Origin of the sequence: Pseudomonas sp. NPDC086278 (assembly GCF_050280905.1) — a bacterium.
Classification (GTDB): Bacteria; Pseudomonadota; Gammaproteobacteria; order Pseudomonadales; family Pseudomonadaceae; genus Aquipseudomonas.
The window spans coordinates 101,516-112,123 of sequence record NZ_JBNNWE010000006.1; the positions used below are offsets into that span (position 1 = coordinate 101,516).

Genomic DNA, 10,608 nt, shown 5'->3' on the forward strand with positions numbered 1-10,608 from the left:
GAATGTCACCACGCCTTCGCGAGCAAGCCCGCTCCCACAAGGGGGTCTGTGTTTAGTCGGTTTTCAAGTGCCAAGTCGCTCAACCAGCAACGGCAGCAGTTGTTCGCACGAACCTTCTATTTTCAGATCGAGCATGTCATCCGCCCGCGTCGTGCCCAGATTGATCGCAATCAACGGCTTGCCCTGATCCGCCACCGCCCGGCACAGGCGAAATGCCGAATATGCCATCAACGACGAGCCCACCACCAATAACCCCGCAGCCTGCTCAACCGTCGCCATTGCCTTGGCTGCCGTGGCTTGTGCCACGTTCTCGCCAAAAAACACCACGTCCGGCTTCATTCGCTCGCCGGCGCAATGCGGACATCGGGGCACCTGGAAGCGCGCTTCAAACGCCGAGTCGAGCAAGGTATCGCCATCCGGTGCCTGCACCGCATCGACCCCGGCCAGATACGGATTCTGCGCCTCCATCACGCGCTGAATCGAATCGCGGTCACTGCGCTGCCCGCAATCCAGGCACAGCACCCGATGCAGGCTGCCGTGCAGTTCGATCACGTCATGACTGCCGGCCTGATCGTGCAACGTGTCGACATTCTGCGTGATCAAACCGCTGATCTGCCGGCTGCTTTGCAGACTGGCCACGGCTTCGTGCGCCACGTTAGGTTGCGCCAGGCGCACCCGTGGCCAACCGAGCATCGCCCGCGCCCAATAGCGCCGCCGGGACTCGGGTGCCGAGAGAAATTCCTGATACATCATCGGCTGGCGGCCACGGCGCACGCCCTGATTGTCGCGGTAATCCGGGATGCCCGATGGCGTGCTGATACCGGCGCCGGTCAAGACTGCAAATGGCTGGTCGGCCATCAGTTGCTGGAGCCGGTCGAGTTGTTCACGGATCGGGCGTTCGAGCATGTTCAACACTCCGCAGAACCTGTAGGAGCGAGCGTGCTCGCGAGGGGTGTTTCAGTCGACATCAATGTAGCTGACCCACCCTCGCGAGCACGCGGGCTCCGACAAGGTGACACGCGTGCTGCTTACTTGCGAGCCTCCAGAATCAGATTGAACGGCGTTTGCGTGGCCCGCCGGAAATGCTTGAACCCCGCCTCGGTGAAGACTTTGCGCAAGCGCGCTTCGCCGGCCTGGGCGCCGAGCCCGAGGCCGACTTCCTGGGACAGCGAGTTCGGCGTGCAGATAAACGTCGAGGCGGCGTAAAACAAACGTCCAACCGGGGTGATGTTGTCGTCAAGCAAGTCGTTGGCGAACGGCTCCACCAACAGCACGGTGCCGTCCGGTTTCAGCGCGTCATAGGCATGGCGTGCCGCGCCCACCGGGTCGCCCATGTCGTGCAGGCAGTCGAAGTAGCAGACCAGGTCATAGTCGTCGCCGGGGAAGCTTTTTGCCGTGCCCTGAAAGAACCGTGCCCGCTCGGCCACGCCACCTTCTTCGGCCCGTCGGCTCGCGACCGTGACCGACGGTGCGTGGTAATCGAAGCCGACGAAGCGTGAATCCGGGAACGCCTGCGCCATGATCACCGTCGACGCGCCGTGGCCGCAGCCGATGTCGGCGACTTTGGCCCCGGCTTCGAGTTTGCTGACCACACCGTCCAGCGCCGGCAGCCATTCGGCAATCAAATGCGCTTTGTAACCGGGCCGGAAAAACCGCTCGGTGCCGCTGAACATGCACGGATGGTGATCGCCCCAGGCCAGGGCGCCGCTGCCGCGCATCGCTTTGACCAGTTTGTCCTTATCATGGAAAAACGACGCGACCACGCCGATGCCGCCGGCCACGTACACCGGCGAGTCTTCGATGGCCAGCGCCAAGGCTTGTTCTTCCGGCAGGCGGAACTGGCCATCGCGGTGTTCCATGTAGCCCGACGCGGCGTGGGCGCTGAGCCATTCGCGCAGCAGACGAGCGTTGCAGCCGGTTTTGTCGGCGAGGACTTCGGGGCTGATCGGCTGGCTGTCGGCCATGGCCCGGTAAAGGCCGAGTTCTTCGCCGAGGATGACATTGGCCAGCATCGCCGCGCCGCCCATGTCGCCCACCAGTTTGCCCATGAATTCATTGAGTCTGGCCTCGTCCATCACGTGTGCTCCTTGAGCAAGGATCACGGTCCAGAGGCAGTGCTTGTCGAGGCATTCGCCTCTGGGCGGTGGTCGTGGGAATGAACAGAACGCTGAGCGCGTTCCGGGTGCATTGAGTCTAGTTCGTTGTGCGGGCACGGGTGCCCGGGGCGACGAAAATCACCCCACCTGTGGGAGCGGGCTTGCTCGCGAAAGCGGTATGCCAGGCGACATCAATGCTGACTGACACACCGCTTTCGCGAGCAAGCCCGCTCCCACAAGGGGGTGGCGATCTGTATGGCACTGTATCCATTCCCGCTCTGGATACAGTTGTTGCCACCCGCCGGCCACTGCCGGACACAGTGCCGATACACCGCGTCGATTAACTGGGCACCCGTTCCGGCAACCTTGGGATTGCGATCATGCACAACACGTTCACCTCAACGAAGGCCACCGTCGGGCTCGGCCTGCGTCGCGGTTTGATGACAGACCTCCTGGCGGCCCGCGACGACGATGTCGATTTCCTGGAAGTCGCCCCGGAAAACTGGATTGGCATCGGCGGCGCGCAGGGCCATGGGTTTCGTGCGCTGGCCGAGCGTTTCACCTTGTCTTGTCACGGATTGTCGCTGTCCCTCGGGGGACCGGCGCCGCTGGACGTCGGGTTTTTGCGCGAAGTCCGTCTGTTCCTCGATCAATACAAGGTGCCGTTGTACAGCGAGCATCTGAGTTACTGCAGCGACGACGGCCACCTCTACGACCTGTTGCCGCTGCCCTTCACCGAGGAAGCGGTGCGCCACGTGTCGGCGCGCATCGCTCAGGCTCAGGACATTCTCGGGCGGCGCCTGGCCGTGGAAAACGTCTCTTACTACGCTGCGCCGCAGCACGACATGGATGAAGTGGCGTTCACCAACGCGGTGTTGCGTGAGGCCGACTGCGACCTGTTACTCGACGTCAACAACGTCTACGTCAACTCGATCAATCACGATTTCGATCCGCAAACCTTTCTGGCCGGCCTCGATTCGGGCCGGGTGGTGGGCATGCACGTGGCCGGGCACTTCGATCAATCCGAGACCTTGAAAATCGACAGCCACGGTGCCCCGGTGAAGCCGGTGGTCTGGTCATTGCTGGCGCAGGCTTACGCCCGGTTCGGCGTACAACCGACGCTGCTGGAGCGGGATTTCAATTTCCCGCCGTTCGCTGAACTGCGCGCGGAATTGCAGACCCTGCGCCGCTTGCAAACGGAGGCGATGAGCCGTGGATAAGCCGACGCTGTTGCAGCAACAAACCGCCATGGGCCTGTACCTGCGTGATCCCGAGCACCGCGCGCCGCCGAGGGGGATGAACGTCGAGCGGGCGCAGGTGTATCGCGACCTGATCTTCGCGAATCTGTCGTCGCTGCTGAGCGGCACTTTTCCGGTGCTGATCAAGATTCTCGGTGACGACGGTTGGCGCACGCTGGTGCGGCGCTTCCTGCGCGACCACCGCGCAAAAACACCGAAATTCCCTGAGATCGCCCAGGCGTTTGTCGCGTTTCTCGCGTCTGAACCGAGCGCGTCGGCTGCGGGCGAATGGCCGCCGTTCATGGTGGAACTGGCGCATTACGAATGGGTTGAGATGGTGTTGCAGCAATCCGACGCCGAGCCGTTGCCATCGAGTGATGGGGCGTTGATTCTCCAGCGCCCGTTGCAAGTGTCGCCGCTGGCGTGGCCGTTGGCGTATCGCTGGCCGGTGCAGCTAGTGGGGCCGGATTTTCAGCCGGATACAGCGCCGGTTCAGCCGACCTTGTTGCTGATCAGACGCACCGCCGACTGGAGCATCAAGTTCTCTGAACTGAGTCCGTTGGCGTGGCGGCTGTTGCAGCGAATCGGTGAATTTCCAGCGCTGGAGGGTAGGGTGCAACTGGAAGCGCTGGCGGCGGAGGCGAACACCCACTCGGCTGAGTTCATGCAGAGTGGGGCGGCGTTGTTGCAACAGCTGTGTGAGGAAGGGGTAGTGGGCCTCGCATGAGCTTTTTCACGCGAGGTACTGGCCAGCACCAGGGACTTCTCGTCTAGAGCGGTAACTTCAGCTGCGCACACAAGCCGCCGCCCTCACGATTGCTCAACGTCAACGAGCCGCCGATGGCCAACGCCAGTTGCTGCGCGATGGCCAGGCCCAATCCGGTGCCGCCGGTGCTGCGGTTGCGTGAATTCTCGACGCGGTAGAACGGCTCCATCACCTGCGCCAATTCTTCCTCGGCGATACCCGGCCCACGGTCCATGATTTTCACCGACAGGCAACCGTTGACGGCTTCTACCCGCAGTTCGGCGGCACCGGCAAATTTGAGCGCGTTGTCCGTGAGATTCACCAGTACACGGCGCAACGCGTGCGGCCGAGTCTCGATCACCGCGTCACTTCTGCCGCTCAGCGACACGTCTTTGCCCATGTCCTGATAGTCGAACACCAGGCTGTCGAGGAATGAATCGAGGTCGATGCGGCAACTTTCCTCGGTGGCGCCGTGAATGCTGCGGGCATAGGCCACGCCTTCGCGCACCAGGTGTTCCATCTCTCCCAGGTCGTTCCACAGTTTGTCTTTCTCGCTGGAGTCGTCCATGAATTCGGCGCGCAGTTTCATCCGGGTGATCGGGGTTTGCAGGTCGTGGGAAATCGCCGCCAGCAGTTGCATGCGCTCCTTCAGATACGCGGCGATGCGCGCCTGCATTGAGTTGAACGCCTTGGCGGCATGGGCGACTTCGATTGGGCCTTTCTCGTCCAGCAGCACCGCGTGGGTATTGGGGTCGAGGGTGTCCACCGCTTTTGACAGACGCGTAAGCGGGCGCACCGCAATCCTCACGGCGAGCCAGGCGCAGGCGATGATCAGCGCCAACTGGCCGAGCAGCACGATGGGCAGCCACGGCGACAACGGCACCATGGCCGGTCGCACGTCGATGGTCACCGGGCTGCCGTCGGCCAGTTTCAGGTGCACCTGAAAGTGTTTTTGCGGGCCAGGAAGGTCGCTCACGGTCATCGGGTAATCCTTGCCGATTGCCTCTTTGATCGACGTGACGGCGATGGGCGTGTCGCTCATGGGACTGCCCGGCGTCCCTTCATCCAGCAAATAGCGGTAGTTTCGACGTTCCAGTTGTTGCAGCCAGCCTGCACGTTCCGCCGCCGGCAAGCGGTCGAGAATGGCAATCGACGTCGACACATCAGTTTCCAGATTGCCGAGCATGGTGTTTTTCGCACTTTCATAACGCTCGTAATACTGCACGCCGAAAGACAGCGCCTGGGTCAGCACCAGACCGACCAGCAGGATCAGCGATAGCCGCGAGGCAAGGGAGCGGGGCCAGCGCAGGTTGAGGTTCATGAAGGCGCCCCCAGCACTTCCACCGGCAGCGAAAACACGTAGCCCTCGCTGCGCACGGTTTTGATGTAGGCCGGTTCGCGGGCGTCATCCAGCAGGCGCTGGCGCAAGCGGCTGACCAGCAAATCGATGGAGCGATCGAACAGGTCGGCGTCGCGCCCCTGAGTCAGGTTGAGCAATTGATCGCGATTGAGCACCCGTTGCGGGTGGTCAAGAAAAACCCGCAGCAAACGGTATTCGGCGCCGCTGAGCGCAACCAGGGTGCCGTCTTCGTCCAGCAGATGGCGGGCCGAGGTGTCCAGCCGCCAGCGCCCGAACCGCAGCAAGCGACCACTTTCGGTCACGATCAGGTTTGGCGGCAGCATCCGCGTGCGGCGCAACACGGCGTTGATGCGCGCCAGAAGCTCGCGGGCGGCGAACGGTTTGACCAGATAATCGTCGGCGCCCATTTCCAGGCCGATGATGCGGTCGGTTTCATCGCTGCGCGCGGTCAGCATCAGCACGGGCGTGGCCTTGTGTTTGCCGACGCGCAACTCGCGGCACAGCAGCAGGCCATCGTCGCCGGGCATCATGATGTCGAGCACGATCAGGTCCACCGGCGTGGTTTCAAGGAAGGCGCGCATCTGCCGGCCGTCCGCGACGACGGTGGTGCGCAGGCCGTTTTTTTTCAGGTAGTTGCTTACCAGTTCCCGGATTTCGCGGTCATCGTCCACGATGAGAATGTGATCGACGTGTTCCATGGGGCCAGGCCTCTCTGAATGGGGAATGCTGCGCAGTCTATCGAGCCTTGGCCCGCTTGCCCGCTACCCTTTGTATTGCAGTGTATCTGGCCGTACGGCGGATACACGTCGACGCAAAAACATGATCTTCCACAGGGTTTGTATCGCTGTGTATCAGCTGCTGGCGCTGATACTTAGCGATTTATCCGCGGCGGTTTTCGACACAGACGCGATACCTCACGGCTTTCTAATGGGTTCCATCGAGGCAGACCCGCCTGCCTCGGCTCAACACAACGACTCGCCCATTGAAGCCTTGAGGAAACCGTCATGAACACCAAAGCCATCTACGCCGCTTGCCTGTTTGCCGCCCTGAACATCTGCACCTTGTCGGCCCGTGCCGAAGCCGACGTGCCGGCGAAAACCTACACCTACGGCACGCATCTGGACATCAGCAAAGTCGTGTCGCTGACACAGGACGCCGGGCCTTCCTGCGGGATCGTCAATGCCCGACTGACTTATCTGGATTCGCAGAGCAAAACCCAGGTGCTCGATTACCGCAAGTTCGCTGACAACTGCACCACTGACAACTGATGGTTTTCTGGCCCGGAACGGTGCCAGCCGCTGGCAAGCGCCAACATCCCCTGTGGGAGCGGGCTTGCCCGCGAATGCGGTATGCCAGTCGACATCAACGCTGACTGACACACCGCTTTCGCGAGCAAGCCCGCTCCCACCATGTGGCTGTGGTGTGCCGCCCGCTCTATTTGAAGGTGATTCCATGTTTCTCATCGCGTTTCTCGGCGGCCTGTTGACCGTCCTCAGCCCGTGCATCCTGCCGGTCGTGCCGTTCCTGTTCGCCGGAGCCAAGCGCAGCCGTTCCTCGATCATGCTGACCCTCGGCGGCATGGCCGTGACCTTTGCCCTGATCTCCAGCCTCGCGGTGGTCAGCAGCGAATGGGTGATCCAGGCCAATAACAGCGGACGCCACGTCGCGTTGATCGTGATGGTGTTGTTCGCCCTGTCGCTGATTAGCGCCCGTGTCGGCGACTGGCTGGCCCGTCCTTTGGTGATGCTCGGCAATCGCCTCGATCCGGCTACCCGGAAAATGTCCGGCCCGTTGGGTTCGGTGATGATGGGCGTCGCCACTGGCCTGCTCTGGGCGCCGTGTGCCGGGCCGATTCTCGGCGTGATCCTCACCGGCGCCATGCTGCAAGGCGCCAATGCCCAGACCAGCCTGTTGCTGCTGGCCTATGGTCTGGGTAGCGCGTTGTCGTTGGGCACCTTGATCTTCGCCGGTCGCGGCCTGGTCAATCGCTTGAAAGCGTCGATCCCGGTCACCGGCTGGCTGCGTCGCGGTGCCGGTGTGGCGGTGCTGGGCGCGGCGGCGGTGATCGCCACCGGCGCCGACAAAACCCTGCTCGCGGGCACCTCGTCCGAGGGCGTGACCACGCTTGAACAACGGCTGCTGGAAACCGCGCCGAGGGTTGTCGATTACCTCATCAGCAAGGTCAAGGCAGACACCGCCATGGACAGCGCAAACGGCGCGATGCCGTCGCTGAACGGCGCCGTCGAATGGCTCAACTCGCCAGCCCTGACCAACGATGCGCTGAAAGGCAAAGTGGTGCTGGTGGATTTCTGGACCTTCGACTGCATCAACTGCCAGCACACCTTGCCGTACGTGAAAGCCTGGGCGGAAAAATACCGCAAGGATGGCCTGGTGGTGATTGGCGTCCACACCCCGGAATACAGCTTCGAACGCATCATCGACAACGTCAGGGACCAGGTGAAAAAGCTCGGTATCACCTACCCGGTGGCCATCGACAACCACTACGCGATCTGGCGCAGCTTCGACAACCAGTACTGGCCCGCGCACTACCTGATCGACGCCAAAGGCCAAGTGCGTTACAGCCACTTTGGCGAGGGCAGTTACGCGGCCCAGGAGCAGATGATCCGGCAACTTTTGGAAGAGGCGAAAGTGCCTGGCGCGTAACCGCCGACATCAATGGCTCAGCGGCTTGGCGCTGTGAGCCGTCTCCTGTTTCTCCTGAGTGCGCCGCCACGTTGCCGGCGGCGCGCCGAACTCACGACGGAAGGCCCGGCTGAACGCGGTGTCAGTCTGATAGCCGACCTCTTCGGCGATGCGTATCAGCGAACTGTTACTGCTGCGTAACAGGTTGGCCGCGAGCAACATGCGCCATTGCGTCAAATACTGCATCGGCGAACTGCCGACCAATTGCTGAAACCGCTCCGCCAGCACCGACCTCGATGAACCCGCCGTACGCGCCAGTTCTTCCAGGCTCCAGGCGTGACACGGTTTGCTGTGCATCGCGTTCAGCGCGGCGCCGACGATCCGGTCGCTGACGCCGGCCAGCCAGCCGGTGCGACCTTCGCCGTGTTCGTTCATGTACAGGCGCAGCACTTCGATGAACAACACCTCGGCCAGTTTGGCCAGCACGCCTTCGCCGCCGGGCCGTGGCGAACGTGCTTCGGCCAGCGCATAACGCACAGACGACTCCAGCCAGATACCGGCATTGGAGCCGCGCACATTGACCCGCACCACCGGTGGCAAACCGGCGAGCAACATGCCCGCCAATCGCGTGTCACACGCCAGATAACCGCACACCAGCCGCGTCACCGCGCCGCCACCGCCAAAACTCAATTGCCGTGGGCGCCGCAACAGGACGGCATCGAGCCGCTTGCTGGTGGCAGGCGCGAGCCCCGGTTGAGAATTCATGCGATGCGCATCGCCCTGTGGAAACACCACCACATCACCCGCCGTCAGCAGCAGCGGCGGATCACTGCCCAGTTCGACGTAACACTCGCCTTCGGTCACCAAGTGAAAGATCACCACGCGCTCGGCGCCAGGCTCCAGCAATTTCGCGGCCGTGTCGGCGCTGGGCGATTGGTAGCACCACGGCGCGGTGAAGCGGGCGTTGATAAAAATCGCGCCGACCAAGTGGACGACGCGCAGGGTCTGGGACAAGGCGTCCATTGAGGGTTCCCGGTGCGTTGGGCTTTCTGATTGTGCCCCTGTCACCGGCGGGCGTGAAATCTCCGGACGATCGGACAAGGTTGGGCGACGATCGGGCAGGACGCCAGCGTGGGCGAGGGCGATAGTTGCCTCACAGGGCCACTGCCGACCCTGTCATCAATAACAAGAGTGAGAGGTTGCCATGCCTAAGTTCGTTATAGAACGTGAGATTCCGGGTGCTGGAACACTGTCAGAAAGGGATTTGCAAGCGGCGTCGCAGAAATCCTGCCGCGCGTTGCGCGATTTGCCGCAGGTGCAGTGGCTGCAAAGCTATGTCACCGGCGACAAGTTGTACTGCGTGTACATCGCGCCGAACGAAGAGCAGATCAAGGAGCACGCCAGGCAGAGCGGTTTCCCGGCCAATCGCATTTCCCAGGTGATGAACATCATCGATCCCACCACGGCGGAATAAGCCGGCTGCGTTCCCATCCGAATCGGAGCGATTTTATGAGTACCGCTATTGATCTTACTGCCTTGAAAAACCGCCAAATGGCCGCGTGGGCCAGCGGCGACTACGCCGTGATCGGCACCACCTTGCAAATTGTCGGCGAGCAACTGGCGGAAGCCTGCGACTTGCTGTGCGACGAAGGGGTGCTGGACGTGGCGGCTGGCAACGGCAATGCGACGCTGGCCGCCGCGCGCCGTGGCTGCAACGTCACGTCTACCGACTACGTGGCGGCATTGCTTGAGCGCGGTGAAGACCGCGCCAGGGCCGAACGGCTGGAGGTGACCTTTCAGGTGGCCGATGCCGAGGCGCTGCCATTCGCAGATGCGAGTTTCGACGCCGTGTTGTCGACCTTCGGCGTGATGTTCGCGGCGGACCAGGCCAAAGCCGCCGCCGAACTGGCGCGGGTCTGTCGCCCCGGTGGTCGGATCGGGTTGGCCAACTGGACGCCGGAGGGTTTTGTCGGGTTGATGTTCAAAACCCTGGGCAAGCATCTGCCGCCACAACCGGGCGCGCAGCCACCGTCGAATTGGGGCACGGAGGCGTGGTTGCATACGCACTTCGACGAGCGCGATTTTCTGGTGCAGGTCACGCGACGTACCTTTAACTTCCGCTACCGCTCGGCGGCGCACTTTATCGATATCTTTCGCAACTGGTATGGCCCGATGCACAAGGCCTTCGCGGTGCTGCCGCCGGACGGTGCGCGGGCGCTTGAAGACGACATGACCGGGTTGTTGAATCGCATGAATCGGGCGGGGGAGAGATCGCTGGTGGTGCCTGGGGAATATCTGGAAGTGGTGATTACTCGACGGTGAGTTGCTTGCGTCGAACACTGCTGTGTTGTTCGCTTTTGAGGGGTGGGGCATATCCGTTTTTTGGGTGATGGCTGATATGGGTTCCGCCCTTACGGCGGGTCACTTGGAGAAGCGCCAAGTAACCAAGCGCTCTTGCCCCTTTCGTCCGGTGCCTCGCCTAGGCTCGCCATGCCCTCGCTCCGGTCCTGCTCCGTGGGCCCGCCG

At 62.4% G+C, this 10,608-nt stretch carries 11 protein-coding genes; 6 read left to right on the plus strand and 5 right to left on the minus strand.

What is annotated here, in order from left to right; genetic code table 11:
- Positions 1 to 63 precede the first annotated feature (63 nt).
- Both ACQKP4_RS03790 and ACQKP4_RS03795 read right to left on the minus strand, forming a co-directional pair.
- On the minus strand, positions 64 to 906 hold the full coding sequence (locus ACQKP4_RS03790) for an NAD-dependent protein deacetylase (protein ID WP_427630550.1): 843 nt from the start codon (positions 904 to 906) through the stop codon (positions 64 to 66).
- A 122-nt stretch (positions 907 to 1,028) separates the two neighbouring features.
- Positions 1,029 to 2,075, minus strand: coding sequence for a class I SAM-dependent methyltransferase (locus ACQKP4_RS03795; RefSeq protein ID WP_427630552.1), 1,047 nt, complete (start codon positions 2,073 to 2,075; stop codon positions 1,029 to 1,031).
- Positions 2,076 to 2,476: 401 nt separating this feature from the next.
- Between ACQKP4_RS03795 and ACQKP4_RS03800 the strand changes: the two genes are divergently transcribed.
- Both ACQKP4_RS03800 and ACQKP4_RS03805 read left to right on the plus strand, forming a co-directional pair.
- Positions 2,477 to 3,316, plus strand: a complete 840-nt coding sequence (locus ACQKP4_RS03800) for a DUF692 domain-containing protein (protein ID WP_427630553.1) — start codon at positions 2,477 to 2,479, stop codon at positions 3,314 to 3,316.
- Positions 3,309 to 4,061: a DNA-binding domain-containing protein gene (locus ACQKP4_RS03805; protein WP_427630554.1), complete on the plus strand. Its 753-nt coding sequence runs from the start codon at positions 3,309 to 3,311 to the stop codon at positions 4,059 to 4,061. Before ACQKP4_RS03800 ends, ACQKP4_RS03805 begins: the two co-directional genes overlap by 8 nt.
- 43 nt (positions 4,062 to 4,104) lie before the next feature.
- Here the strand turns inward: ACQKP4_RS03805 and ACQKP4_RS03810 are convergent, their stop codons facing one another.
- Both ACQKP4_RS03810 and ACQKP4_RS03815 read right to left on the minus strand, forming a co-directional pair.
- The gene (locus ACQKP4_RS03810; protein WP_427630555.1) at positions 4,105 to 5,400 is read right to left on the minus strand and encodes an ATP-binding protein; all 1,296 of its coding nucleotides are present in this window, start codon (positions 5,398 to 5,400) and stop codon (positions 4,105 to 4,107) included.
- A complete protein-coding gene (locus ACQKP4_RS03815; protein WP_427630557.1) occupies positions 5,397 to 6,137 on the minus strand; it encodes a response regulator in 741 nt (246 codons plus the stop codon). Before ACQKP4_RS03815 ends, ACQKP4_RS03810 begins: the two co-directional genes overlap by 4 nt.
- Positions 6,138 to 6,443: 306 nt before the next feature.
- Between ACQKP4_RS03815 and ACQKP4_RS03820 the strand changes: the two genes are divergently transcribed.
- On the plus strand, positions 6,444 to 6,707 hold the full coding sequence (locus ACQKP4_RS03820) for a DUF2790 domain-containing protein (RefSeq protein WP_427630559.1): 264 nt from the start codon (positions 6,444 to 6,446) through the stop codon (positions 6,705 to 6,707).
- A 184-nt stretch (positions 6,708 to 6,891) separates the two neighbouring features.
- Entirely contained in the window at positions 6,892 to 8,103 is a 1,212-nt protein-coding gene (locus ACQKP4_RS03825; protein ID WP_427630561.1) for a cytochrome c biogenesis protein DipZ, read from the plus strand.
- Between the two features lie 9 nt (positions 8,104 to 8,112).
- On the opposite strand, the gene ACQKP4_RS03830 is transcribed toward ACQKP4_RS03825, so the two are convergent.
- A complete protein-coding gene (locus ACQKP4_RS03830) occupies positions 8,113 to 9,105 on the minus strand; it encodes an AraC family transcriptional regulator (RefSeq protein ID WP_427630563.1) in 993 nt (330 codons plus the stop codon).
- Between the two features lie 181 nt (positions 9,106 to 9,286).
- Here ACQKP4_RS03830 and ACQKP4_RS03835 point away from each other — a divergent pair, with 181 nt between their 5' ends.
- Together ACQKP4_RS03835 and ACQKP4_RS03840 are read left to right on the plus strand one after the other, a co-directional pair.
- Positions 9,287 to 9,556 carry a DUF4242 domain-containing protein gene (locus tag ACQKP4_RS03835; RefSeq protein ID WP_427630565.1) on the plus strand — a complete coding sequence of 90 codons (270 nt, stop codon included), beginning with the start codon at positions 9,287 to 9,289 and terminating at the stop codon, positions 9,554 to 9,556.
- Between the two features lie 35 nt (positions 9,557 to 9,591).
- On the plus strand, positions 9,592 to 10,404 hold the full coding sequence (locus ACQKP4_RS03840) for a class I SAM-dependent methyltransferase (protein WP_427630567.1): 813 nt from the start codon (positions 9,592 to 9,594) through the stop codon (positions 10,402 to 10,404).
- The last annotated feature ends 204 nt before the right edge of the window (positions 10,405 to 10,608 follow it).

Coding starts and splice junctions, on each gene's coding strand:
- ACQKP4_RS03840 (WP_427630567.1), top strand. CDS start 9,592: ATGAGTACCGCTATTGATCTTACTGCCTTGAAAAACCGCCAAATGGCC.
- ACQKP4_RS03800 (WP_427630553.1), top strand. CDS start 2,477: ATGCACAACACGTTCACCTCAACGAAGGCCACCGTCGGGCTCGGCCTG.
- ACQKP4_RS03815 (WP_427630557.1), bottom strand. CDS start 6,137: ATGGAACACGTCGATCACATTCTCATCGTGGACGATGACCGCGAAATC.
- ACQKP4_RS03825 (WP_427630561.1), top strand. CDS start 6,892: ATGTTTCTCATCGCGTTTCTCGGCGGCCTGTTGACCGTCCTCAGCCCG.
- ACQKP4_RS03810 (WP_427630555.1), bottom strand. CDS start 5,400: ATGAACCTCAACCTGCGCTGGCCCCGCTCCCTTGCCTCGCGGCTATCG.
- ACQKP4_RS03835 (WP_427630565.1), top strand. CDS start 9,287: ATGCCTAAGTTCGTTATAGAACGTGAGATTCCGGGTGCTGGAACACTG.
- ACQKP4_RS03790 (WP_427630550.1), bottom strand. CDS start 906: ATGCTCGAACGCCCGATCCGTGAACAACTCGACCGGCTCCAGCAACTG.
- ACQKP4_RS03830 (WP_427630563.1), bottom strand. CDS start 9,105: ATGGACGCCTTGTCCCAGACCCTGCGCGTCGTCCACTTGGTCGGCGCG.
- ACQKP4_RS03820 (WP_427630559.1), top strand. CDS start 6,444: ATGAACACCAAAGCCATCTACGCCGCTTGCCTGTTTGCCGCCCTGAAC.
- ACQKP4_RS03795 (WP_427630552.1), bottom strand. CDS start 2,075: ATGGACGAGGCCAGACTCAATGAATTCATGGGCAAACTGGTGGGCGAC.